Consider the following 24,942-nt stretch of genomic DNA (forward strand, 5'->3'; position numbering starts at 1 on the left):
TAACCGAAGCACTTGCAGGTCTGTCCAGCCTGCTGGTGTTTTCGGCTGTTCGACCCCGTGACTGGCAGCACGGGGTCGAACGCCCTCAGATCAGAATAATACCTTGGCCACGTCGGTAAAGCGCTTGGCGAAATGCACCGTAAGCCCTTCGCGCAGGTACTCCGGCAGTTCCTCGAAGTCGCCGCGGTTGGCTTCGGGGAGGATCAGCTCGAAGAGTTTTTGCCGCTTGGCGGCGATGATCTTCTCGCGCACACCGCCGATCGGCAGGACCTGGCCGGTCAGGGTCAGCTCGCCAGTCATGGCCACGCCTTTTTTCGGCGCCTGATCGCGAGCCAGCGACAACAGTGCGCTGGCCATGGTTACGCCGGCACTCGGACCGTCCTTGGGCGTGGCACCCTCAGGCACATGCAGGTGAATGAAAGCCTCGTTGAAGAAACCGGGGTCGCCGCCAAACTGCTTAAGATTGGCGCTGACGTAGCTGTAGGCAATTTCAGCAGATTCCTTCATGACATCACCCAGTTTGCCGGTCAGCTTGAAGCCGCGGTTGAGCGTATGAATGCGCGTGGCTTCGATCGGCAGCGTGGCACCGCCCATGCTGGTCCAGGCCAGGCCAGTGATCACGCCTTTGCCTGCCAGCACTTGTTCGCTGCGAAATACCGGCATGCCCAGTGCGGCTTCGAGGTCCTTGGGGGCGATCTTGAGCTTGGCCGTTGGCTCTTCGAGCAATTTCATCACGGCCTTGCGCACCAGCTTGCCCAGTTGCTTCTCCAGTTGTCGCACGCCAGCTTCCCGCGCATAGCCGTCGATCACCAGTCGCAGCGCACTGTCGCTGATGGTCAGGCTGGTCTTGGCGACACCGGCTTTCTCCAGCTGCTTGGGCCACAGGTGACGCTTGGCGATGGCCAGCTTCTCTTCGGTGATGTAACCAGACAGGCGGATCACTTCCATGCGGTCGAGCAGAGGCCCCGGAATCGAGTCGAGGGTGTTGGCGGTACACACGAACAACACCTTGGACAGGTCCAGGCGCAAGTCCAGATAGTGATCAAGGAAATCGACGTTTTGCTCCGGGTCGAGGGTTTCCAGCAGCGCCGAGGCCGGGTCGCCCTGATAGCTCTGGCCCATCTTGTCGATCTCGTCGAGCATGATCACCGGGTTCATCACCTCAACATCTTTCAGCGCCTGCACCAGCTTGCCCGGCTGGGCGCCAATGTAGGTGCGGCGGTGGCCCTTGATCTCGGCCTCGTCGCGCATGCCGCCGACACTGAAGCGGTAGAACGGCCGGCCGAGCGATTCGGCGATGGACTTGCCGATGCTGGTCTTGCCCACCCCGGGCGGGCCAACCAGCAACACGATCGAGCCACTGATCTCGCCTTTCCAGGCGCCGACGGCGAGGAACTCGAGAATCCGCTCCTTGATGTCATCCAGCCCGGCGTGATGCTGATCAAGCACCTTGCGTGCATGCTTGAGGTCGAGCTTGTCCTTGCCGTAAACGCCCCAGGGCAGGGCGCTGGCCCATTCCAGATAGTTGCGGGTAACGGCGTATTCCGGCGAGCCGGTTTCCAGGATCGCCAGCTTGCCCAGCTCTTCATCAAGGCGTTTTTTCGCGGTGGCAGGCAGGGTCTTGCCCTCCAGGCGCTGCTTGAACTGCTCAAGGTCGGCGCTGCGGTCGTCCTTGGTCAGGCCAAGTTCCTGCTGGATGACCTTGAGCTGTTCCTTGAGGAAGAACTCGCGCTGGTGTTCGCCGATCTGCCGGTTGACCTCTGCCGAGATCTCGTTCTGCAGGTGGGCGACTTCCACTTCCTTGCGCAGCATCGGCAAGACTTTTTCCATGCGTTTGAGCATGGGCACGCAGTCGAGCACTTCCTGCAGCTGCTTGCCGGTGGCCGAGGTCAGTGCCGCAGCAAAGTCGGTCAGCGGCGACGGGTCGTTGGGGCTGAAGCGGTTGAGATAGTTCTTCAGCTCTTCGCTGTACAACGGGTTGAGCGGCAGCAACTCCTTGATCGCGTTGATCAAGGCCATGCCGTACGCCTTGACCTCATCGGTCGGCTCGGTCGACTGGCGCGGGTACTCGACTTCGACCAGATAAGGCGGGCGATGGTGTTTGAGCCAGGTACGGATGCGCACCCGGGTCAGGCCCTGGGCAACGAACTGCAGCTTGCCGTTCTCGCGGCTGGCGTGGTGGACCTTGACCAGGGTGCCGTATTCGGGCAATGCCGAAGTGTCGAAGTGACGGTGATCTTCGGGGGGCGTATCCATGAAGAACAGCGCCAGCGAGTGGTGATCGGTCTTGGCCACCAGGTCGAGGGTTTCTGCCCATGGCTCTTCGTTGACGATCACCGGCAGCACCTGGGCCGGGAAGAATGGGCGGTTGTGAATCGGGATGACGTAGACCTTGTCTGGCAGCTGTTGGCCGGGCAGGGCCAGGGCATGGCCAGGGATTGCGGCGCCTTCGAGGTGTTCGATTTCGCTATGTTCGTCGGGCTGTTCCGAATGATCCTGCTGGTCGCTCATGAGGCACCTGAGTTAATGACTATGGTGCTTAGATGGGGTAAAGGCCAATGGGTTTCAAGCCAGCGTAGATGAAGAGGTTAGCGCGCTATTTATAAGGGACCAAAAAAAAGCGGAACCGTACAGGTTCCGCTTCTTTTATGCAGGTGATGCACTGGCGCGAGGATTAGTCGGCCAGTTTGTAAGCGATGATGTAATCACCCATCTTGGTGCCCAGCGAGCCGTGGCCGCCGGCGGTGACCAGCACATACTGCTTGCCGTCCTTGCCGGTGTAGGTCATCGGCGTGGCCTGGCCACCTGCTGGCAGGCGCGCCTTCCACAGTTCGGCGCCGTTGTGCACGTCATAGGCACGCAGGTACTGGTCGAGGGTGCCGCTGAGGAAGCCGACACCGCCCGCAGTGACCATCGAGCCGCCCATGCTCGGCACACCGACCGGCATACCGATCGGGATCGGCGTGCTGTCACGGGTGGTGCCGTTCTTGTGCTTCCACACCACCTTGTTGGTGAACAGGTCGATGGCGGCTACATAACCCCAGGCCGGTGCCTGGCATGGCACGCCCAGTGGCGACATGAAGGGGTGCATGATTACGGCGTACGGAGCACCGCTGTTGGGCTGCACGCCGCTGGTTTCACTTTCGCGCTTGCTGTCGGCAGCGACTTGCTCGCGCGGCACCATCTTCGACACGAAGGCCATGTAGTTGGGCGAGGTGAACATCAATTGGCGCACCGGGTCGATCGACACGCTGCCCCAGTTGAACACACCGACGTTGCCGGGGTAGATCAGGCTGCCCTGTTCCGACGGCGGGGTGTATTGGCCTTCGTAGCGTAGTTCACGGAACTGGATGCGGCAGAGCATCTGGTCAAACGGGGTGGCGCCCCACATGGCCTGTTCGGTCAGGTCCGGGCCCAGCAGGTTGAGGTCGGAGCGGGCCTGGGTCGGGGCGGTGTGGTCACCCTTGACCGCGCCCTGCGGCACCGGGATCTCGCGGATCGGCACAATCGGCGTGCCGTCGCGACGGTCAAGTACATACAGGCTGCCCTGCTTGGTTGGCACGATCACCGCTGGCTTGACGCCGTCATCGGTCTTCAGGTGCATCAGGGTCGGCTGGCTGCCGACGTCCATGTCCCACAGGTCGTGGTGAGTGAACTGGTAGTTCCAGCGGGCCTTACCGGTGGCCAGGTCCAGGGCAACGATACCGGCGCTGTACTTCTCGGCGCCCGGGGTGCGATCTGCGCCCCACTGGTCAGGGGTCTGGTTGCCCAGTGGCAGGTAGATCATACCCAGGTCTTCATCGACGCTGGCGATCGACCACATGTTGGCCGAGTTGCGGCTGTAGGTCTTGCCAGGTGCCAGTGGCTTGGTGTCATCCGGGTTGTTGCTGTCCCAGTTCCATACCAGATGACCATCGTGCACGTCATAGGCGCGGATCACCCCGGACGGTTCGTTGGTCGACTCGTTATCGGTGACATGGCCGCCGATGATCACCAGATCGCGGGTAATCGCTGCAGGCGACGTCGAGTAGTAACCACCTGCGGTGAACGGGCCAATGCCGGTAGTCAGATCGATGACGCCCTGGTTGGCGAAGCCTTCGCAGACCTTGCCGGTGTCGGCGTTGATGGCGATCAGGCGCGCATCGGCGGTCGGCAGGTACAGGCGGCGCGGGCATGCCTGGGCAACGACCTGGCCAGCATCGGAAATTTTCGGCGCCGGGCTGCCGTCACGGCTGACGTAGCGGTTCTCGTCATAATAGGACGCACCCCGGCAGGTCATATGGGCGAAGCCCTTGAAGGTACCCACCGGGCTCTTTACTTGCGGGTCGAAGCGCCAGATTTCGGCACCGGTGTCCGGGTCCAGCGCCAGCAGCTTGCTGTGCGCAGTACAGGCGTAGAGCATGCCGTTGACTTTCAGCGGCGTGTTCTGGTTGGTCAGTTCGACCGGGTCGTTTTCAGTGGGCAGGTCGCCGGTGCGGATGCGCCAGGCTTCTTCCAGGCGGTAGGCATTCTGCGCGGTGATCTGGCGCAGCGGCGAGTAGCGGTCGCCGTGCTCGGTACGGCCATACGCCTGCCAGTCGCCGTCAGGCATGGCCGGGGCGGTGCTGGCCATTTCGCTGCTGTCGCGGTTGAACTCGCCGCGGATCTCGCCCGGGTGAGTGAACTGGCTGGCCAGTGCGGTGGCGCCGGCGGCAACTACTGCAACGCTGAGCAGCGCGGTGTTGGCTCGGGAGGCCGGGCCAAGCAGCGGGCGGCGTGCCCACGGCAGCAGCAGGACTACGCCAAGGGCGAACCAGATCGCCAGGCGCGGCACCAGTTGCCACCAGTCCAGGCCAACTTCCCACAGCGCCCAGGCGGTGCTGGCCAGCAGCACCACGCCGTAGACACCAAGGGCGATCTGCCGTTTGGCCAACAGCAGGATGCCGCTGACGGCAAAGCCGATGCCGGCCAGCAGGTAGTAAAGCGATCCGCCCAGCTGGCTGAGCTTGATACCGCCGGCCAGCAGGGCCAGGCCCATCAGCAACAGCAGCACGCCTAGCAGGCGCGGTAGCCAGCGGGTTCCGGTTTTGGCACCGTCAGTGCTCATCAAAGGTACTCCGTGAAAGTTGAGGTCAGAAACTGCTTTGAATCTTCAGGCCGGCGATCAGTGCGTCGTCGACTGCCGATACCCCGCCTGGATGGCGGATGTACTGCAGGTTGGGACGCACGGTGAGCCAGTCGGCCAGGTGCACGCCGTAGTAGAGCTCGGCGCTGTATTCGGTGTCTTGCACAGGCAGGTAGCCTGGGTTGTCGTAATCACTGATGCCGGCCGCCTGATTGGCCAGGCGGGCGTTCTTGCGGTAGCCGGGGTTGACGTGCACGCGGGCGAGGGCGAAACCGATGTCGTCCTTGGCCCGGGCATCGAATGGCCCCTTGTACAGCACACCTGCCTGAACGTAGTTGTCGATGGCATTAGTCTTCTTGTCGTGCAATGTGGCATTGGCAAACAAGCTCAGGCCGCGTGACTGGTCGGACGCCTGCGAGGTCACCTGCTGCTGCGCGCCGAGCCAGAAACCGTGTTTGCTCGAGCGGCTGCGGTAGGCAGCGCCGCTGATGGCGGCGGGTTGGCCACTGCTGTCGCGCAGTACGTCCTGAGCCTTGGCATTACTGTAGTAGTAGCCGGCGCGATATTCCCCTGCAAGTCCATTGACCTGTGGGCTCCAGACCAGTTCGATCGGCATCACCGCGCCCTGGGTACCGCTGCCGCTGAGCTTGAAGCCATTGCCCGACTCGAGGTTGGAAGGGTTCTGCTCGAACACGCCGACCTGGGCGTACAGCGTATCGCTCAGGTTGTAACGCACGCGCAGGGCCCATTGGCTGACCGGCCAGTTGTACCAGATGCCGCCAACCCAGTTGCCGACCTGCGAGCCGCAGAACGCCAGGTTCTGGAAGTCGCAGGGGAAGCTGTTGAAGTCTTCGCCTTCGCCGAAGCGGCCGAATTTCACGTCGAGGACGCCATCGAAGTACTTTTGCTTGACCCACAGCTGAGTCAGGCGCCAGGTCTGGCCGCGACCCCAGACTTCCTGGGCGGAGGTAAAACCCCCTACGCGCGGGTCGTTGATGCGGTCATTGCTGATGTTCTGGCCGTGGCGCTCGGTCACGGTCAACTGCACCTCGGTGGCGTTCCAGCCGAGGATCTTCTGCAGATCAAGGTGGCTGCCAAAGGTGAACTGGTCGCTGTAGCGCGCGCTGCGGTCATGGTCGTAGCCGCCATGCAGGTTGCTGCCCATTTCACCCGTGTAGCCGAGGGTGAAGTCGTAGCCGCGCTCGCGCAGGTCACTGCGGCTGCCGTTCCAGTCGCCAAGCATCCACGGCGAGTCACTGGCGAACATTTCACCGGCAAGCGTGGCGGGCGTAACGCCACAGAGGAGTGTGGACAGGCCTAAGGCGGCATAACGACTACGGGGTAGCTGGAACATGAGATAGCGCTATCTTTGGATTGACGAAAAATACCCAAGCGCATCGAAAAGCACGCTCTTCGATGGCGTATGGCTGTGGGAATATGGGCTGAAGCGATTCAGTGCGGCGGCAGGATATAGCGGAAGGGGTAATAAAAAAAGACAAAATGTCGCACTTGATTGTTACTGCTGCAGCAACAATGGGCCTAGCGCTATGGCTGTGGTCACCATGGCCAGCTCAATCGAGCCAGCCATAATGGCCTCAGTGCAGTTCCTCAGAAGCTTGTACGCAGGCCAACCTCGACACTACGCCCAGGCGCTGGGGCAATGTCGCGCAAGATCGAACTGGCGTAGCGCACCGTCTGATTGGTCAGGTTCTCGCCGCGGACAAACGCCAGCCATTGGCTCTGGCCGACATCGAAGCGGTAGCCGACGCTTGCGCCCAAGGTGGTGTAGCCGTCAGTGCTGGTTTCGTTGGACGGCTTGCGTTGCTGCGAGGCTGCATGTTGTACATCGACGCGCGCCTGCCAGCGCTCCAGCGACCAGAGCAGGCCGCTGTTGAGGCGTAGCGGCGCAATCCGTGGCAGCGGCTCACCCGTGTCGAGGTTATTGGCGCGGGTGTAGTCGCCTGACAGTTCCAGGGCAAAGCTGCCGTAGCGGTTTTCCAGCAACTGCCAGCGATCCTGCGCCTCGATGCCATAGAAGCGCGCACGCACGCCTTGGTACAGGTATTCGGGAATATCACCGTGGTCATGGTCATGGTCGTGATCATCATCGCCATCATGATGATGCCCTTCACGCAGATTGCCGCTGCTGATCAGGCCAATGTAATTGCGAAAGTGGCTATAGAACACGCCGACACTGCCCTTGTGCGTGCCATTGTGAAACCGCAGGGCCAGGTCGGCGGCGATCGCTTTTTCCTTGTTCAGGCTGGCATCACCCACTTCATAGGCGCCGGTCGCCACGTGCGCACCATTGGCATACAGCTCATAGAAGGTCGGCGCGCGCTCGGTGTAGCCGAGGTTGGCGGCCAGCGACCAGATCGGGTCAAGCTGATACACCGCGCCTGAAGACAGGCTCACGGCATTGAAGGTACTGGTGCTGTCAGCGGCGGCGAAGTCCTCGTTGCCCTTGGCATCCGGGTCGACCCGGGTGTGTTCCAGACGTGCACCGAAGCTCAGGTTCAGGCGCTCGCTGGCCTGCCACTGCTCTAACAGAAACAGCGCCAGGCTGTCGGTGTCGGTGTAGGGCACGAAGGCTTCTTCACCCAACGCGGAGAACTGATTGCGGCTGACCTGCGCGCCGATCACCCCTTCCACTGGCCCCAGCGGTTGATGCCTGGCCTCGATGCGCGCCTCGTAGCCTTTGTTCTTGAAGGTGGTGTGCACTTCGCCGCTTTCGATCTCGCGGTGCTGGTAATCGGTGTAGCCAGCGTCGACCTTGACCGAGCTGAACGGGCCGTCCAGATCGCGCAGTTCAGAGGCGAAACCGTAGTGGTCCTGCTGCATGTCCAGGCGCACGCCGGGCTCGGCAACCGAGCCGTAGTTGCTGTCGTAACGGCTGTAGGATAACCCGCTGTAACCGTGCTCCCAGTGATAGGCGCCGCCAATAGCGCCGCCGTCCTGGCGACCGTCGCTGTTCTCCAGGCGGTGTTTGCTGCCCGGCTCGGCACTGTCGCGGACCTTGCCGCTGCGCGCATAGCCAGGAATGCGCAGGTCATTGAACTGGCGGCTGTTGGCATCCAGGTGCAAGGCGAAGTTGCCGTCACCGGCTTCGAGCTTGCCGGCGCTGCTGCGGGTGGTGTCGGCGCCGCCGTAGCGCAGCTCACCCGCACCGTGAATGCCGTCGATAGGGGCATCGGGGATGCGGTTGTCGAAGGTGTTGACCACGCCGCCGATGGCATTGCCGCCATACAGCAGCGCCGCTGGGCCGCGGACGATTTCAATCCGCTCGACGGTGACCGGGTCCAGTGGCACCGCATGGTCATACGACAGCGACGAAGCATCCAGCGCGCCGACGCCATTGCGCAGGATACGAATGCGATCACCGTCCAGGCCGCGGATCACCGGGCGGCTGGCGCCCGGGCCAAACCAGGTTGAGGCGACCCCGGGCTGCTTGTTGAGGGTTTCACCGAGGCTGGCGTGCTGCTGGTGCAGCAACGCGTCGCCTTCGAGCACTGTACTTGGCGCGGCAAGTTGAGCGTTGCCCAGCGGATTGGCAGTAATAACCTGTGGCTGCAGTTCAACGGCGTGGCTGGCGGGGGAGGCCAGCCAAAGGGCAGCGGCAAGCGGGGAAAGGCGCAGCGGTAGCGGCAACATGAGATCAAGCGTTCCTTGGCAAGGTATTAGTATTGTTACACTATAACATTGCCTGGCTGAGTGCTGGCCAGAGGTTTTTGCTTCTACACTCGTGTAATCTGCGCCTCTTTTCACCGCAGGAGCCCCGCATGAGCACGGCCAACCACAACGCATTGCACGGCAAGACGCTCGAGCAGATCCTCACCGAGCTGGTCGCTCACTACCAGTGGCAAGGCTTGGCCGAACGCATCGACGTGCGCTGCTTCAAGAGCGACCCGTCGATCAAGTCGAGCCTGGCCTTTTTGCGCAAGACGCCGTGGGCACGAGAGAAGGTCGAGTACCTGTACATCAAGCTGCAGCGCAAAGGCTGAATGGCTCGTCATCCATGGCTGAGCCTGGCTGCGCTGCTGGGCTGGTTCGGCTTGAGTGTGCAGCTGTACCTGGTGTTGCTGGCGCGCTGGCAGGAGCAGGCCAGCCTGATTGGCGGGCTGATCAATCTGTTCGGCTTTTTCACCGTCTTGAGCAATACGCTGGTGGCGACCGTGCTGAGCTACGCGGCGTTTGGCCACGCCGCGGCGGCACGGCGTTGGTTCTTGTCTGCGCGGGTCAGCTCAGGCATTGCTGCCAGCATTGTGCTGGTGTCGATTGCCTACAGCTTGCTGCTGCGCCACTTGTGGCATCCCCAGGGCTGGCAATGGCTTGCGGACGAGTTGCTGCACGATGTGATGCCGCTGCTGTTTGTAGTGTATTGGTGGCGAGTGGTGCCCAAGGGGCAGCTGCGCCTGTCTGACCTGGGCTGGTGGAGCCTGTATCCGGCGGTGTATTTCGCCTATACGTTGTGGCGTGGGCAGCAGATCGGGGTTTATCCCTATCCGTTCATTGATGTCGCCAGCCTTGGTTATGGGCAGGTGATGATCAATGCGCTGGTGGTGTTGGTCGCGTTCTGGGCGATCGGGCTGGTATTGCTGGCGCTGGATCGCTGGCAGGGGCGGCGAAGGACGCAGCCGCTACCCTGACCACGTCATTCCTGGGTCATGCGCGGTTCCTGTAGGAGCCGCCTTGTGTCGCGAAAGGGCTGCGAAGCGGCCCCACATTTTCAGCTTCGCCGCTGATATCGCCGGGCCAGCTTCGCTGGCCTATCGCGACACAAGGCCGCTCCTACAGGGCCGCAGCCCCGTATCTCGACTGAGACTACTCGTCGTCAGTACTCCCATCGGCGCGCCAGTAGGCGGCGGCTTTCAAGGCATCCTCATGAACGCCTTTTTCCAGCAGCAAGGTCTTAGCCTGTCGAGTCAAAGACTTCTCCAGCGCGACCCAGCTGTACAGCTCGCCCTCCGGCAAAGGCAACTCGCTGATCACTGCCAGCAGGTCCTGCTTGTCACGTTGCACCCAGATCACCTCGACCTCAGCCAGGCTCGGCAACGGCTGGCGTTCCTGGTCGTCGGCAATCTGAATCAGCGCGAGCACCCGGCGACCTGCCGGCAACTCGTGCAAGCGCCGGGCGATGGCTGGGATCGCCGTCTCGTCGCCAATCAGCAGGTAGCTGTCAAAAATGTCCGGCACCACCAGCGAAGCCCTTGGCCCGGCGATGTTCAACACCTGGCCCGGTTCAGCCTGAGCAGCCCAGGTCGAAGCAGGGCCGTCGCCATGCAGGACGAAGTCGATATCCAGCTCGCCGCTGGCCTGGTCATAGCGGCGCGGGGTGTACTCGCGCATGGTCGGCCGAGCGCCACCGTCGCGGCCCGACTGGCGCGCATCGATGGCCGCCTGTTCGGCAGCAGTCACGCCGAACAACAGCTTGATATGGTCGTCGCTGCCGAGGCTGACAAAGCCTGCCAGCTCCGGCCCGCCAAGAGTGATGCGGCGCATGCGCGGAGTCAGATCGGTCACCCGCAGTACCTGCAGCCGACGCTGTTTGATTTCGTGATTGACGCGGTGAATGCTGTTGTTCATCAAGTGTTCTCCGTGACGGAATCGGCCGGGCCGGCGGCAATGGCCTTGGCGGTGTCGTTGAGCAGATTGCTGACCCGCTCGATCTCGGCGCTGTTCCAGCGGCCGCTGTGCATATGCAGGGCATGGCGCAGGTTGCCCACGGCCTCATGAATTTCCGGTGGGCGATCATGGCCACGCAGTGCCCGCTTGCTGACTTCGATGCGCATGCGCACACCATCGACGGCGACGGCTTGCTCGGTCAGGGCAGTGCGCCCGGCATCGGTAATGGCGTAAAGGCGTTTGCTGCCCTGGACCTGGCCGCTGATCAGTTCGGCTTCTTCAAGGAAATTCAGGGTTGGATAGATCACGCCGGGGCTCGGGCTGTAGCTGCCATCGAACAACGTCTCGATCTGGCGAATCAGGTCGTAGCCATGGCCGGCCTGTTCGGCAAGCATGGCCAGCAGCAGCAATTTCAGGTCGCCGGGGGCAAATACCCGCGGGCCGCGTTCGCCGCGGGCGGGGCGGCGGTCGAAGGGATCGTGATCACGCATGGTCTAAAGGCTCTGTCTGCGATATATCGTTAGATACTACTCAAGATATATCTTAAGACAAGCCAAAGATAGTGATGATTCTCATTTGGTTATTCGATCAGTCACCACCCGGGCTGTCCGGGCGGTGACTGTGCTGTCAGTGATTGGCCGCTAACTGAGGTGGTTTGCACTCGGTGCTACTGCCTGGTTCGAGATACGGCATCAGGATCGGTGCCATGCCTTTAAGCGCCTGCACTGGCAATGCCGAAGTGAAGGTGAAGGCCTCTGCCGTGCGCCCCGGCACAAAGGCGGTGAGAGTGCCGAAGTGGTTGTCGCCCAGGAAGAACACGAAGGTTGCGGTGCGGTTCAGCGAGCGCGAACCGATCAGCCGACCGCCAGCGCCAAAGCTCTCGATGCGGTTGTCGCCGGTACCGGTCTTGCCGCCCATCACCAGTGGCGTGCCATCGTGCAGCTTGAAGCTGCCGGAGATACGCCTTGCCGTACCGGCGTCTACCACTTGCGACATGGCGCCTTTAAGCGCGCGTGCGACTTCAACCGGCAGAATCCGCTTGCCGCGGTCCGGATCGCTGATCAGCTTGGTCTCATACGGCGTATTGGCGGCAAAGTGCAGGGTGTCGAGGCGCAGTGTCGGCAAGCGCACACCGTCGTTCTGGATGATCCCGACCAGCTCGGACAGCGCTGCCGGACGATCGCCCGAGCTGCCGATGGCGGTGGCCAGGGATGGCACAAGATGATCGAACGGGTAGCCGACCTGCTTCCAGCGTTGATGTATATCGAGAAACGCCTCGATCTCGACCATGGTCCGGATACGACTGTCACGGGCACCCTGGTGGCGGCTCTTGAACAACCAGCCATAGACTTCCTGGCGCTCGAACCGACCGGCATTGAGCATCTCGCTCAGGCTCGCGCCGGGGTTTTTCAGCAGGTAACCGAGCAGCCACAGGTCAAGCGGGTGCACCTTGGCGATAAAGCCCTGGTCGGGCAGGTCGTATTTGCCGGGGCCGTAACTGTCGTACATCTGCGAAAGGCGACCATCGTCGAGCTTGGCCAAGGCCTTTTTGTCGCCCTTGCTGTGCGCGCGGACGAAGGCGTTGAAAGTTTCCTGGGAGGCTTCCGGGAACAGATAGCGGTGCACCGCTGCCAGCCGCTGCGGGGTGACCCGCATGCTGTCGAGGAAGGTATCCAGGCGCTGTTGCGAGGTCTTGCGCTGGTACTTTTTCCAGAAGCGCATGAGGTAGTTGCTGCCTTCGCGATCAGCAAAGCGTGCCAGGTATTCCTGCCGACGCGGGTCGCCATCGTCTTTGAGCAGCATCGCCCGGTTGAACGGTTGCTGGTAGGTGACATAGCGGACGATGTCGCGCATCAGGCGAATGAACGGCAGGTTGATCGACTCGCGCAGTGCGTCCTTGAGGGTCGGGTTACGACCGTTGTCTTCCTTGCGGAAGTTGTTGAACACATGCATGCCACCGCCGGTAAAGAATGCCTCACCGGTATTGGCCGAGTATTTGCGCTCAAGCGCTGCGTCGAGCATCGCATCGAGGTTTTGATTCTTGCTGTTGAGGGTCAGCCATTCCAGCGACCATTGGGTCAACCGGTCAAGCTCGGCGACATCCACCTTCTTCAGCTCGCTGACTGGCTTGCCGGCATACTTGTCGTGCAGCTCGGCGATGATCTGCAGGTAGGTGGTGAGCACCCGCAGCTTGGCGGTGGAGCCCAGCTCGAGCTTGCTGCCCTCGTTGATATCGAAGGCCTGGTCGGTGCTGTCGGTTTGCACACGAACCCGCGAGCCATCGGCGGTACGTTCGAACAGAGTGAAGCTGTAGCGCACCTGATCGGTAGTCTTGCTGGTCAGCAGGCGCTCGCCGATCAGGCCCATCTCCCCGGCAAAAGCTGGGTCGGAGAGTTTTTTCAGATAGTCGCTGACCTGGTTCTGCAGATCACCCTGCAGGGTGCTGGTGGCCGACAGGTCGAGGCGGTCGAGGTCATACAGAGGCCGGTTGAGCATCCCGGCCAGGCGGTTACGGGCCAGGCTGATGCCCTTGTTGGTGATGATCGGGACGATGGTCGGCTGCGCTACCCAATCGCGATAGCGCGCTTTGCTGGCCAACGCGGCATCCGCCAGTGGCCGCTCGATGATATTCGCCGCAGCCAGCACGCGAATATGCGAGTCGGTCAGTTCGGCCAGCTCGATGCGGCCTTTGGACAGGTAATGCGAAGGGCGGCGCTGGGCGATCATCAACGACAGCACCTGGCGCAAGGCCAAGCCCCGCTCGGCAAGGCTGTCGGCATCGGTGGCAGTCGAGGCGAGGGCGCGGTTGACCTGATCGAAGTCCGCGCCATACCAGACGCGCAAACCTTCGGCCATGCCGTGCACTTCGCCGTGTCCAGGTACTGCCGACAGCGGCACGCTGTTGAGGTAATCACGCACGATGCGCTGGCGCGACTCGGTGGTATCAGGGCCGCCCTTGTACGCGCGCACGCTGGCCGAGAGCATCTGGCGCAGTTTTTCGCTCCCCGAAACGGTCAGGCCGTCCGGTGAGTGGCGGTATTTCTCCAGCTGGGTGGCCAGCGTGCTGCCGCCGGCCGACTGGCCGGGCAGGGCGAAGTACTTGGCAATCTGGCTGTAGGCGGCCTTGGCGAAGCGTGGCCAGTCCACTGCCGGGTTGTTGCGCGGGTCGGCCGGGTCGAGCAGGTCGCGGTTCTCGATAAACAGCAGGCTCTTGACCATCACCGGTGGTATCGCGGCAAAGTCCGGGTACAGGTGCTGCGGGTAGTTGTACTGGTAGAGCATGTCGCCGCGACAATCGGTGATGGTCAAACCCGCCTGGATTTTCTCGACAAAAGGCACGAACAGGCCGTGGTCGACATAGTCCATCAATGCCGGAGAAAACCGGACCTGCTCGCTGATCAGGTAATCGCGCTTGAGCAGACGCGGCAGAAACTCACCCAGCGCGCTGTAGCCCAGGCGCTTGTCGAAAGGCCCTTCACCGGGGTAGACGATGGCATCGCTGGGGCCTGGCTCCAAGCTGTAGGTCAAGGTCGCGGCCAGGCGGCTGAACTCGCGCGATTGCAGGTTCGAGGTCTGCATTTCGTCATAGGCCGCAAAGCCGATGGCAATCATCGCCAGCAGCACGACGAGAATGATCAACCGCCACCACAACCTGCGCTGACGAGGTGGTTTTGGCTGCGGAGCATTATCCAGACCTGCTTCAGGTGCTTGGGTGCTGGAGGGTTCCGATTGCCACTGTGCGCCCATAGTCATCTATCCGGCCAAGTAATTTCGTCTTGCGTGTCTGAAGCTTAGACGCTGACCGCAGCAGGTGAAAATTTTGTGAGCGGCATCGGCGGCATGCCGCGCTGACACTGCCGACACCTGCTGCAAACGCTTAGGCGGCCTGCTCGCTGTGGGGCTCGAAGCTGTCGGCCCGAGCCAGTTGCCACATCCGCGAATAGAACTGCCCATCGACCTCGCCGGTGAGCAGCTCGCCCGGTTTGAGAAACACGTGCATCTGCGAGAACAGCTTGATTTCGGTTGCCGAAATCCGCCGTACCAAGTGCTTGGCCTCCAACTGCGCCGGGTGCTCCAGGCCAGCCGCCGCGAGCATTTCGGCCAGCGCGCGCAGGGTATTGTGGTGGAAGTTGAGGACGCGGTTGGCTTTGTCCGGCACCACCAGCGCCCGCTGGCGCAGTGGGTCCTGGGTGGCGACCCCGGTCGGGCACTTGTTGGTGTGGCAGCTTTGCGACTGAATGCAGCCGATGGCAAACATGAAGCCACGCGCCGAGTTGGCCCAGTCGGCACCGATGGCCAGCACGCTGGCGATGTCGAAGGCGCTGACGATCTTGCCGCTGGCGCCGAGCTTGATCTTGTCTCGCAGGTTCAGCCCGACCAGGGTGTTGTGCACGAACAGCAGCCCCTCACGCAGGGGCACGCCGATATGGTCGGTGAATTCCACCGGCGCGGCGCCGGTGCCGCCTTCCTTGCCGTCGACGACGATGAAGTCGGGCAGGATGCCGGTCTCGAGCATGGCCTTGGCGATGCCCATGAATTCCCACGGGTGCCCCAGGCAGAACTTGAAACCAACCGGCTTGCCGCCGGACAACTGGCGCAGTTGGGCAATGAACTGCATCAACTCGATAGGCGTCGAGAAGGCGCTGTGACGGGACGGTGAAATGCAGTCTTCACCCATCAGAATGCCGCGGGTTTCGGCAATTTCGGCGGTGACCTTGTGCTTGGGCAGGATCCCGCCATGGCCCGGCTTGGCGCCTTGGCTCATCTTGATCTCGATCATCCGCACCTGCGGATTGCGCGCCTGCTCGGCAAAGCGCTCGGGGTCGAAACGGCCATCGGCGGTGCGGCAACCGAAGTAGCCACTGCCCAGCTCCCAGGTCAGGTCGCCGCCGTGTTCGCGGTGATACGGGCTGATGCTGCCCTCGCCGGTGTCATGGGCAAAGTTGCCCAGCTTCGCGCCCTGGTTGAGTGCGCGAATGGCGTTGGCGCTAAGCGAGCCAAAGCTCATCGCCGAGATGTTGAAGATCGATGCCGAGTACGGCTGGGTGCACTGCGGGCCGCCGATGATGATCCGAAAGCTCGCAGGGTCCGCCAGCGGCGCCGGGCGCATCGAATGGCCGATGAACTCGAAGCCCGACTGGTAAACGTCGATCAGGGTGCCGAAGGGTTTGTCCGAAGCCTCGTTCTTGGCCCGCGCATAAACCAGCGAGCGCTGCGCGCGGGAGAACGGCAGTGCGTCGCTGTCGGATTCCAGCAGGTACTGGCGGATTTCCGGGCGAATGGCCTCGACCAGGTAGCGAATATTGCCCAGGATCGGGTAGTTGCGGCGCACCGCGTGGCGCTTTTGCAGCAGGTCGAACACGCCGATCAGGCTCAGTACGGCGCTGGTCAGGGTGAGCGGCCAGAGCCATTCATGATGGATGAACGGCAGGCTGGCGAGGGTGAAGAGGACGCATGCGGCGAAAATTGCATAGCGGCTGAGAAGTGACAGGCTCATACGAAATCCTTGCGATGGCTCGGTCAGGCTCAGGGCCTGGGGCAAACCACGACCATAGCGCTAACGCCCGGCACATGGCCAGCGCAGTCAGCCGCGCAGCAGCTTTTGCCGCCAGCCATCCTGCTCCTCGGCAGCTGCCTCGAGCAGAACCACATAGCGCCCGCCGACCCGCGTTGCCACGGGCACACCGTCCTTGTACAGCAGCCGATTACCAGCCACTGCCGGCAGTTTTCCGCCTGGCAGCAGGGTGCCAAGCAGATTCAGTGGATCGCTGCCGCTGATCAGCACCAGCTCGCCATCCAGCGGCCTGCGCCTGACCTGGCGCAGCAGCCCGACTGCGTCCGGCAGGGCGAATTGTTCGCCGGCCAGCCCGGCAATAAACCGCCCGCCGCGGATTTCGCCGCGGGCCTCCAGGCGCTGGTAGCAGCGCAGTAACTCACGCCAGCTTGGCAGCGCGTCCGATTCACGCGCCAGCAGACGCCAGCAGATCACCCCGTAGCGGCGCAGCAGCGCCCGCGCGATGTATTCGAGGCGCAGGTCGTGATCGGGTTCGTCGCTGGTGCGCCGGAGCAGTGCCCAGCGCCCGGCATGGGCCATGTCGCTGAACAACGCTGGCCGACCACGCCGGCTGATACGCGGTTTGCGCTTGGCGGCGGGGGTGATCAGGCAGCGCAAGCCGATGAAACTGTCGGCGCCGACCAGGCCGGCCCCGACCAATTCCTGCAATGCGGTTTCCAGCTCACTGGGCAGCAGATGCGCCTCCTGTGAGAGCTCCTCGAAAAACAACGCCCCTTGCGCCTGCAGTGCGGCATGCACACGCTGCGCCCGCGGCCCGAGGCTGGCGATCTCAGGTGTGCTGGTCAGGCTGCGCCATAGACTCAGATGCTCGCGTGGCAACAGTGCCAGTGGCGTACTCGCCAAGGTGCTGCTGGCCGCAGTCGACGCCAGCCTGCTCCAGGCCCATTGGCCGCTGCGGCAGGCGTCATCCAGCCATTGCGGGCTGTAATCGCTGATGCGCGCCGGTAGCAGGTCGGCCTCCCAGGCACCGGCGCCGCCGGGGAACCCTTGCAGTTGGCCGAGTATTTCGCCGAGCGCCTCGCGGCCGCGCATACGCTGATCCTGCGCCAGGTGTTGCCAGTCGAACAGGAACCGCATGTAGTCCTGCAGGCTGACCGGTTCGATCTCCCGGCGCAGCCGCTTGACCGTGTAGCGATGGATGCGCGCCAGTAGATGCCGCTCACACCACTGCAGCGCCTGCGCGCCTGGGCTGAAATAGCCGCGCAACAGCACACCTTGTTGTTCAAGGGCGGCCAGGGCCTGCTCGATCTGCGCCGGCGGCAGGCCCAGTGATGCGGCTATCTGCTCACGGCTTTGCGGGCCGCATCCGCTCAGGCGAGAGCGCAGCAGCTCGCCTAGGGCGCTGTCGGCATCGACCGGTGTATCGAAGCCCGGTAACAAGGTCACGGCCGGCTCGAACAGTGCCTGCGGGTACAGCGCGTTGAACAGGTTCAAGCGCTCACGGGCCACCCACAGCGGCTGCTCGGGGCCGTCCAGACGGCTGCTGCGACCGCTCTTGGCCAGCCGTTGCAGCAGCGGCAGCCAGCCCGGATTGGCCGCTGCCTCGGCCTGGCTGATGCAACCCAGGCTCATCAGCGCCTCGTGCATCTCGTCGCTGTTGCTCGGTTGCGGCCATGCTTCCTGGGCCACCGCGGTGATGGCGTCGGCATCCAGCGCGCCGAGATCATCGGCGCTGTCGACCTCGCTCCAGCGCCGGTTGAGCACCGCCTGAGTGCGCCGCTCTTCCAGCGGTGCATCGTCCAGAAACGCATAGGGCCGGGCATTGAGAATGGCCGCTGCCAACGGCGAAGGTGCCGGCAGGTCGCGGCTGATCAGGCGTAACTGGCCGCCTTCCATGCGTTTGAGCAGGGCCAGCCAGGCGTCGCTGTCCAAGGCTTCGTGCAGGCAGTCGTGCAAGGTCTGGGCAACCAGCGGATGCTCAGGAATCTGCCGCTCGCCGGCGATGTTTTCCAGGCAGGCCAGTTGGTCGGGGAATACTGCTGCGACCAGGTCTTCGCTCTTCATCCGCTGGATTTGCGGGGCCACCTTGCGCCCGCCGACAAAGCGCGGCAAGGCCAGCGCGACCGAGGCAATCCAGCGCCAGCGCACGCCAAACAGGGGCGCGTCGAGCACCGCCTGGATCAGGATCGCCTCGGCGCTGTTGCTCGAGAGATAGCGCCACACTTCATCCAGCTCGAAGCTGTGGCCAGCAGACAGCGACAGCACGATCGCGTCTTCACTGGCCGCCGCCTGCAGCTCGAAGTTGAAAGTGCGGCAAAAGCGCTTGCGCAGGGCCAGCCCCCAGGCGCGATTGATGCGGCTGCCGTAGGGCGAGTGGATGATCAGCTGAGTCCCGCCGGACTCATCGAAAAAACGCTCCATGATCAGCGTCTGCTGGGACGGTAAAGCGCCCAGCACCTGCCAGGTGCGCCCCAGATAATCGATCAGTTGGCTGACGCAGGCGTCATCTAGCTGGTACGTAGTTGCCAGCCACTGACTGACCGGTTCAAACGCACCCTGGCTGGCTTGCAACTGCTGATCGAGTTGGCATTGCAGGCGTGCGACTGCCGCCGATAGTTCATCGCTGCGCCCGGGCGCCTCACCGAGCCAGAACGGGATGGTCGGCGGGAGCCCGCGCGCATCCTCGACCCGTACCTTGCCGGCCTCGACCCGTAGGATGCGGTAGGAGGCATTGCCGAGCTGGAAGATATCGCCGGTGATGCTCTCGACTGCGAAGTCTTCGTTGACGCTGCCGATGTTCAGCGCCTGGGGCTCGAGCAGCACGCTGTAGTCGGCGTTCTCGGGGATGGTGCCGCCACTGGTCAAGGCCGTCAGCTGGCTGCCGCGGCGGCCGCGCAACATGCCGCTGACCGCATCACGATGAACATACGCACCGCGCACGCCGAGGTGGCCGTTGTAGCCTTCGGCAAGCAAGCGCAGCAGCGCCTGATAGTGCTCATATTCCAGCGCGGCAAATGGTGCGGCCTGGCGCAGACAATCGAACAAGTCCTGCTCCGACCAGGGCTGGTTGCTGACTTCGGCAACGATCTGCTGGGCCAGCACATCCAGCGGCGCCTTGGGTATGTGCAGCTCATCCAGTTCGCCGCGGCGCACGCATTCCAGCAGCGCCACGCATTCGATCAAGTCGTCGCGCGAGGTGGCGAACAGGCGCCCCTTGGGCGTGCCGTCGACCTGGTGGCCAGAGCGGCCAACGCGCTGGATGAACGCCGCGATCGAACCCGGCGACGCGATCTGGCAGACCAGCTCGACCTCGCCGATATCGATGCCCAGTTCCAGCGATGCGGTGGCGACCAGCACCTGCAGCTCGCCAGCCTTCAGGCGCTGCTCGGCCAGCAGGCGGTGCTCCTTGGCCAGGCTGCCGTGGTGCGCGGCAACCACCTGCTGGCCAAGCCGCTCGCCAAGGTGGCGAGTCAGGCGCTCGGCCAGTCGGCGAGTATTGACGAACACCAGAGTCGTGCGGTGGGCGCGGGCCAGCTCGGCCAGGCGGTCGTAGACCAGGTTCCAGGCATCACTGGCCATCACCGCGCCGAGCGGCACCGGCGGCACCTCTATGGCCAGGTCGCGCTGGCGCGCGTGGCCGACATCGACGATGGCGCAGGGCCGCTGCTGGCCGACCAGAAATTGCGCCACGCGTTCGACCGGGCGCTGCGTAGCTGATAAGCCGATGCGGCGTAATGGCTTGCCGGTCAGGGCTTGCAGGCGCTCCAGCGTCAGCGCCAGATGGCAGCCGCGCTTGTTGCCGGCCACGGCGTGGATCTCGTCGACGATGACCGTATGCACGCTGCCCAGACCTGCGCGCCCGGACGCCGAGCCGAGCAGCACATAAAGCGATTCAGGCGTGGTCACCAGAATATGCGGCGCGCGCCGGCGCATCGCTGCGCGCTCTTTTTGCGGGGTGTCGCCGGTGCGTACCGCGGTGGTGATCTGCGGCGCCTGTAGCCCCTGCGCCTGAATCACCTGGCTGATGCCTTCGAGCGGCGCCTGCAGATTCAGGCGGATGTCGTTGGACAGTGCCTTGAGTGGCGACACGTAGATGACCTGAGTCTGCTCAGCCAATTGACCGTCATTGGCCAGACCCTCGCGGAACAGCTCGTCGAGTACCGCCAAAAAGGCGCTGAGGGTCTTGCCCGAGCCGGTCGGCGCTGTCAGCAGTACCGATTGGCCGGCATGAATCAGCGGCCAGGCGCGGGCCTGGGCGTCGGTAACCGTGGCGAAGCGCTGGCGGAACCAGCTGCTGACGGCGGGATGAAACAACGCGAGGGCAGGGTGCTGCGAGGTAGGCAGGTTCATGTTCTGGTTATGGCGCTCGAACGCGCACTTGGCAAGGGGCCGTTCGTCTAGCGGCGTGTGCTTGATACGTGGGGAGGTTGGATCGGCTATCCTCGCCGGCTTAATCCTGCCCCGAGTTATCCATGCCGAACATCATCCGTATCGCCGCCGCTCTGCTCATCGACCCGCAAGGGCGCACGCTGCTGGTGCGCAAGCGCGGCACTCAGGCGTTCATGCAGCCAGGCGGCAAGATCGATGCAGGGGAGACGCCGCTGGCAGCATTGGGCCGTGAGCTGGAAGAAGAGCTCGGCCTGCGCATCGATGCCGCTGCGGCCGAGTACCTGGGCCAGTTCAGCGCGCCGGCGGCGAACGAACCGGGCTTCGAGGTTCAGTGCGAGCTGTTTCGCGTCGACTGTGCCACCACCGTAGCGCCCGCAGCGGAGATCGAAGAAGTGCTATGGATGACCGCCGAGCAACCGTCGGCACCACTGCTGGCGCCGCTGACCCGCGACCTGATTCTGCCGCTGTACCGCCGGTTGCTCAACGCACCGCGCTGACCCCATCAAGGGTGGCGAACGAGGTGTCCTTGGCGGTTAGCAGGAAGTCACGCATGTACGGCGCATCGAGCATGTCGGTGCGCACCCCGGCGTAGAGCGTGGCAAACAGTCCCTTTTCGCCCAAGCGCTTGCCCTTCACATAGCCGCGCGAGCTGTATTCGTGCAGGGCCCAGTGCGGCATGCCGCAGACGCCACGACCGCTGGCCACCAGCTGCATCATCATCACCGTCAGCTCCGAGGTGCGGATGGCGGCGGGCTCGATGTCGGCGGGTTCGAGAAAGCGGGTAAAGATGTCGAGACGGTCACGTTCCACCGGGTAGGTGATCAGGGTCTGGTCGACCAGATCCTGCGGCACGATGTACGGCTTGCTCGCCAGCGCATGCTGGTTGGCTACCGCCAGCATTGCCTCGTAGGTGAACAGCGGCACGTAAGTGATCCCGGCCAGGTCGAGCGGGTCGGAGGTCACCACCAGGTCGAGATCGCCACGGGCCAACGCCGGCAGCGGGGCAAAGGCAAAGCCAGAGGCCAGGTCCAGTTCGACTTCCGGCCAGGCATCGCGGAACTGGTCGATGGTCGGCATCAACCATTGGAAGCAGCTGTGGCATTCGATCGCCATGTGCAGGCGCCCTGCAGTACCACCGGCCAGCCGCGCGATGTCGCGTTCGGCACCGCGCAGCAAGGGTAGAGTGGCGTCCGCCAGTTGCAGCAGGCGCAGGCCAGCGCTGGTAAAGCGAATCGGCTTGGTCTTGCGCGCGAACAGCGGCATGCCCAGGCGCTCTTCAAGTTCCTTGAACTGATGCGAAAGTGCCGACTGGGTCAGGTGCAAGCGCTCGGCGGCCTCGACCAGGCTGTCTGATTCGCGCAGTGCATGAAGGGTTTTCAGGTGACGAATTTCAAGCACGACCAACTCCGGAGCTAAACGCGATAGTGCGTGAGTTTGGCTCATGTTGGCGAGGTTTGTCGATCTGCAGGTGTGGCCCAGGCGGTCTTAATGTTGCCTGAGTGGCCGCCTGGCAGGGTTCATCAAATTGTCACGCAAGTGTGGCAGCGCTTTTCAATCAAGTTGATCAGACTGGCGGACTAATGGGGCTTTGCGTGCTGGTGTTGCTTGATGCGTTTTTTATTGTTTGTGTTGATGCTATGGGGCGCTGCGCCGAGCACCATTGCCATGGCGCGCTGCGATGCCAGTGTGGCACTGCAGCGCGCTGACCTGGGGGCGCTGAGCATGGTCTATCAAAGCGTCGGCGCGCCGTCAGATCCTGCGCTGTTGCTCGTCATGGGGCTGGGCGGTCAACTGATCCACTGGCCCGACGATGTCGTGGAAGCCCTGTGCCGACAGGGCTTTCGGGTGATCCGCTACGATAATCGCGACGTTGGTCTGACCCGCTGGAATACAGCGCCGGCCTCGGCCAACCTGACGTTCGAGGCGCTGCGCTACAAACTTGGTCTGAGCGTATCGGCGCCTTACAGCTTGACCGATATGGCCGAGGATGGCGTGCAACTGATGGACGCACTGCACATCGAGCAGTTTCATGTACTGGGGGTGAGCATGGGCGGCATGATTGCCCAGCATATGGCCGCCATGCAGCCGCAGCGGGTGCGCAGCCTGACCCTGGTGATGTCCAGCTCCGGCGCCGCTGGCCTACCGCAACCCAGCGCAGCGTTGCTGCAGTTGCTGGCGCGGCGCAGTGCTCCGAGCCGTGCTGTGGCCATTGAGCAGCAGGCTGACATGCTCGCCGCATTGGGCAGCCCGCAGGTGCAGGATGAGCGCCAGGAGCTGATTCAACAGGCGGCGCAGGCCTATGATCGGGCATTCAATCCGCAAGGCGCCAAGCGCCAGATTCTGGCAATTCTGGCTGAGCCGAGCCGAGTCGAGCTGCTCAATCAGCTGCGCGTGCCGACGTTGGTGGTGCACGGTACCGCAGACCCGCTGCTACCGGTGATGCACGGAGTGCACCTGGCGGCGCATATCCAGGGCAGCCAGTTGCGCTTGATTCCGGGGCTTGCGCATCGTTTTCAAGCGCCGTTCAAGGCGCCACTGCTGGGCGCGGTCTTGCCATACCTGAAAGCCCAGCGTGATAAACCCTCTCACCTCGCCACACTGTAATAGCGGGGAGTGCTCAGTGCAGGCGCACCCATACGGTCACCAGCAAGGTCGCGGCGATCAGCCAGGCCAGCGTGGCCAACGCCAGCGATGCCTCCAGGCGCATGCGCTCGACCAGCACATACAGCGTCAGCAGATAGACGAAGTAGGGGATGATCGACCACATGCCGAACACGATGGTGGTTTTCAGGTCCTCGATCGAGCGGCCCTTGCCGACAATGTAGTGAGCGATCAGGGCGAAGGTCGGAAACAGCGGCACCAGCCCGGCAATGTAGTAATTGCGGGTCTTTGACAGGATTGCCAGAAGAATCACCACACCCGCGCCGAGTGCCGCTTTCAATATCAGGTCCACAGAATTTTCCCGTAGCGATTGAGGTCAGCCGAGGCCGTATTTTTTCACCTTGTCGAACAGCGTGGTCTTGGCCATGCCCAGCTCCAGGCTGGCCTGGCTCAAGTTGCCGCCGCTGCGTTGCAGCGCATCACTGAGCAGGTTGCGCTCGAATGCCTCCACCGCTTCGGCAAAACCTAGGCCCTGGCTGGCGCCGCCGCTGGCGGTTTTCTTGAATGCCGGCAAGCCAAGCGCATAGCGTTCGGCGACGTTGCGCAGCTCGCGAACGTTGCCTGGCCAGTCGTGGGACATCAACCGCGACAGGGTGTGGCTGTCCAGCTCAGGTGTTTCGCGGTCAAAGCGCAGCGCCGATTGCTGTAGAAAGTGCTCGAACAACTGCAGGATATCCTCACGTCGTTCGCGCAGCGGCGGCAGCTCAAGGGTAACCACATTGAGCCGGTAATACAGGTCGCTGCGGAACTGGCCGCTCTGGCCTAACGCATTCAGATCAGACTTGGTCGCGGCAATCAGGCGGCAATCCACTGCAATGCTCTGGTTCGAGCCCAGCCGCTCCAGGGTGCGCTCCTGCAGCACGCGCAGCAGCTTGATCTGCAGGTTGATCGGCATGCTCTCGACTTCGTCGAGGAACAACGTACCGCCGTTGGCATGCTCGATCTTGCCAATGCGGCGCTTGCCAGCACCGGTGAAGGCATTGGCCTCGTGGCCGAAAATTTCACTTTCGAAGAGGTTCTCCGGCAACCCGCCGCAGTTGAGCGCGACGAACGGTTGCGCCTGGCGCCGGCTGAAGTCGTGCAGGCAGCGGGCTACCAGTTCCTTGCCGGTGCCGGTCTCACCTTCGATCAACACATTGGCCGAGGTGTCGGCGACATTGGCGATGAGTTCGCGCAGCTCCTGCATGGCCGGCGAGCGGCCGATGATGCGGCCCTCCAGCGTACTCTGGCTTGCCAACTGGCGGCGCAATGACACCACCTCGCGGGCCAGGCCGCGTTGTTCCAGGGCCCTGCGTACCACTTCGACCAGACGCTCGGGCGAGAACGGTTTTTCCATGAAGTCGTAGGCGCCGTTGCGCATTGCGCCGACAGCCATGTCGATGTCACCGTGGCCGGTGATCAGCACCACCGGCAGGCCGCGGTCACGGGCCTTGAGCCGGCTCAGCAGCTCCAGGCCATCGATGCCGGGCAGGCGAATGTCGCTGACCACGATGCCGGCGAAGTCGTCGCCGATGCGCTCCAGGGCAAGCTCGGCGCTGCCCACGCCTTCGCAGGCGATGTCTTCCAGAGCCAGCGCCTGCTGGCAGCCGAGCAGTACATGCGGGTCATCTTCGACGATCAGGACGGTCAAGGGTGCTTGGTTCATGGGGAC

The 24,942-nt window shown here is 63.1% G+C and carries 16 protein-coding genes; 4 read left to right on the top strand and 12 right to left on the bottom strand.

What is annotated here, in order from left to right; genetic code table 11:
• Positions 1-90: 90 nt before the first annotated feature.
• The 4 genes from lon to AC58X1_RS19770 form a co-directional block, all read right to left on the bottom strand.
• Entirely contained in the window at positions 91-2,511 is a 2,421-nt protein-coding gene (gene lon / locus AC58X1_RS19755; RefSeq protein ID WP_101321872.1) for an endopeptidase La, read from the bottom strand.
• Between the two features lie 163 nt (positions 2,512-2,674).
• Positions 2,675-5,086, bottom strand: coding sequence for a glucose/quinate/shikimate family membrane-bound PQQ-dependent dehydrogenase (locus tag AC58X1_RS19760; RefSeq protein WP_497429345.1), 2,412 nt, complete (start codon positions 5,084-5,086; stop codon positions 2,675-2,677).
• A gap of 25 nt (positions 5,087-5,111) precedes the next feature.
• Complete coding sequence (locus AC58X1_RS19765) at positions 5,112-6,458, bottom strand: carbohydrate porin (RefSeq protein WP_188036574.1); 1,347 nt, start codon at positions 6,456-6,458, stop codon at positions 5,112-5,114.
• Positions 6,459-6,712: 254 nt separating this feature from the next.
• Positions 6,713-8,755 carry a TonB-dependent receptor gene (locus AC58X1_RS19770; RefSeq protein WP_497429346.1) on the bottom strand — a complete coding sequence of 681 codons (2,043 nt, stop codon included), beginning with the start codon at positions 8,753-8,755 and terminating at the stop codon, positions 6,713-6,715.
• A 128-nt stretch (positions 8,756-8,883) separates the two neighbouring features.
• On the opposite strand from AC58X1_RS19770, the gene AC58X1_RS19775 reads away from it, so the two are divergent.
• Positions 8,884-9,105, top strand: coding sequence for a VF530 family protein (locus tag AC58X1_RS19775; RefSeq protein ID WP_101321868.1), 222 nt, complete (start codon positions 8,884-8,886; stop codon positions 9,103-9,105).
• A complete protein-coding gene (locus AC58X1_RS19780) occupies positions 9,106-9,750 on the top strand; it encodes a Pr6Pr family membrane protein (protein WP_101321867.1) in 645 nt (214 codons plus the stop codon).
• Positions 9,751-9,925: 175 nt separating this feature from the next.
• Here AC58X1_RS19780 and AC58X1_RS19785 read toward each other — a convergent pair whose 3' ends face one another.
• The 5 genes from AC58X1_RS19785 to AC58X1_RS19805 all read right to left on the bottom strand — a co-directional run bounded on the left by AC58X1_RS19785 (position 9,926) and on the right by AC58X1_RS19805 (position 20,591).
• Positions 9,926-10,687, bottom strand: a complete 762-nt coding sequence (locus AC58X1_RS19785; protein WP_497429347.1) for a siderophore-interacting protein — start codon at positions 10,685-10,687, stop codon at positions 9,926-9,928.
• The gene (locus tag AC58X1_RS19790; protein WP_150570572.1) at positions 10,687-11,217 is read right to left on the bottom strand and encodes a PadR family transcriptional regulator; all 531 of its coding nucleotides are present in this window, start codon (positions 11,215-11,217) and stop codon (positions 10,687-10,689) included. The genes AC58X1_RS19785 and AC58X1_RS19790 overlap by 1 nt, the downstream gene beginning before the upstream one ends.
• A 136-nt stretch (positions 11,218-11,353) precedes the next feature.
• Positions 11,354-14,473, bottom strand: coding sequence for a transglycosylase domain-containing protein (locus AC58X1_RS19795; protein ID WP_497429348.1), 3,120 nt, complete (start codon positions 14,471-14,473; stop codon positions 11,354-11,356).
• Positions 14,474-14,603: 130 nt separating this feature from the next.
• The gene (locus AC58X1_RS19800; RefSeq protein WP_497429349.1) at positions 14,604-16,223 is read right to left on the bottom strand and encodes an FMN-binding glutamate synthase family protein; all 1,620 of its coding nucleotides are present in this window, start codon (positions 16,221-16,223) and stop codon (positions 14,604-14,606) included.
• An 87-nt stretch (positions 16,224-16,310) separates the two neighbouring features.
• Entirely contained in the window at positions 16,311-20,591 is a 4,281-nt protein-coding gene (locus AC58X1_RS19805) for a DEAD/DEAH box helicase (protein ID WP_497429350.1), read from the bottom strand.
• Between the two features lie 122 nt (positions 20,592-20,713).
• On the opposite strand from AC58X1_RS19805, the gene AC58X1_RS19810 reads away from it, so the two are divergent.
• The gene (locus tag AC58X1_RS19810) at positions 20,714-21,127 is read left to right on the top strand and encodes an NUDIX hydrolase (RefSeq protein WP_101321861.1); all 414 of its coding nucleotides are present in this window, start codon (positions 20,714-20,716) and stop codon (positions 21,125-21,127) included.
• Here the strand turns inward: AC58X1_RS19810 and metR are convergent.
• Entirely contained in the window at positions 21,111-22,028 is a 918-nt protein-coding gene (metR, locus tag AC58X1_RS19815; protein ID WP_101321860.1) for a transcriptional regulator MetR, read from the bottom strand. The genes AC58X1_RS19810 and metR overlap by 17 nt on opposite strands.
• A 207-nt stretch (positions 22,029-22,235) precedes the next feature.
• Here metR and AC58X1_RS19820 point away from each other — a divergent pair, with 207 nt between their 5' ends.
• Positions 22,236-23,234, top strand: coding sequence for an alpha/beta fold hydrolase (locus AC58X1_RS19820; RefSeq protein WP_497429351.1), 999 nt, complete (start codon positions 22,236-22,238; stop codon positions 23,232-23,234).
• A 13-nt stretch (positions 23,235-23,247) separates the two neighbouring features.
• Here AC58X1_RS19820 and AC58X1_RS19825 read toward each other — a convergent pair whose 3' ends face one another.
• Both AC58X1_RS19825 and aauR read right to left on the bottom strand, forming a co-directional pair.
• Entirely contained in the window at positions 23,248-23,574 is a 327-nt protein-coding gene (locus AC58X1_RS19825; protein WP_178080841.1) for a GlpM family protein, read from the bottom strand.
• A 33-nt stretch (positions 23,575-23,607) separates the two neighbouring features.
• Positions 23,608-24,936: a two-component response regulator AauR gene (gene aauR, locus AC58X1_RS19830; protein WP_101321857.1), complete on the bottom strand. Its 1,329-nt coding sequence runs from the start codon at positions 24,934-24,936 to the stop codon at positions 23,608-23,610.
• Positions 24,937-24,942 lie beyond the last annotated feature (6 nt).

The organism is Pseudomonas sp. PGPR N4, from assembly GCF_059693665.1.

Excerpts from the sequence above, each read along its gene's own strand:
- AC58X1_RS19785 (WP_497429347.1), bottom strand. The coding sequence starts at position 10,687 with ATGAACAACAGCATTCACCGCGTCAATCACGAAATCAAACAGCGTCGG.
- AC58X1_RS19810 (WP_101321861.1), top strand. The coding sequence starts at position 20,714 with ATGCCGAACATCATCCGTATCGCCGCCGCTCTGCTCATCGACCCGCAA.
- AC58X1_RS19805 (WP_497429350.1), bottom strand. The coding sequence starts at position 20,591 with ATGAACCTGCCTACCTCGCAGCACCCTGCCCTCGCGTTGTTTCATCCC.
- aauR (WP_101321857.1), bottom strand. The coding sequence starts at position 24,936 with ATGAACCAAGCACCCTTGACCGTCCTGATCGTCGAAGATGACCCGCAT.
- AC58X1_RS19790 (WP_150570572.1), bottom strand. The coding sequence starts at position 11,217 with ATGCGTGATCACGATCCCTTCGACCGCCGCCCCGCCCGCGGCGAACGC.
- AC58X1_RS19780 (WP_101321867.1), top strand. The coding sequence starts at position 9,106 with ATGGCTCGTCATCCATGGCTGAGCCTGGCTGCGCTGCTGGGCTGGTTC.
- AC58X1_RS19800 (WP_497429349.1), bottom strand. The coding sequence starts at position 16,223 with ATGAGCCTGTCACTTCTCAGCCGCTATGCAATTTTCGCCGCATGCGTC.
- AC58X1_RS19765 (WP_188036574.1), bottom strand. The coding sequence starts at position 6,458 with ATGTTCCAGCTACCCCGTAGTCGTTATGCCGCCTTAGGCCTGTCCACA.
- AC58X1_RS19770 (WP_497429346.1), bottom strand. The coding sequence starts at position 8,755 with ATGTTGCCGCTACCGCTGCGCCTTTCCCCGCTTGCCGCTGCCCTTTGG.
- AC58X1_RS19775 (WP_101321868.1), top strand. The coding sequence starts at position 8,884 with ATGAGCACGGCCAACCACAACGCATTGCACGGCAAGACGCTCGAGCAG.
- AC58X1_RS19760 (WP_497429345.1), bottom strand. The coding sequence starts at position 5,086 with ATGAGCACTGACGGTGCCAAAACCGGAACCCGCTGGCTACCGCGCCTG.
- lon (WP_101321872.1), bottom strand. The coding sequence starts at position 2,511 with ATGAGCGACCAGCAGGATCATTCGGAACAGCCCGACGAACATAGCGAA.
- AC58X1_RS19795 (WP_497429348.1), bottom strand. The coding sequence starts at position 14,473 with ATGGGCGCACAGTGGCAATCGGAACCCTCCAGCACCCAAGCACCTGAA.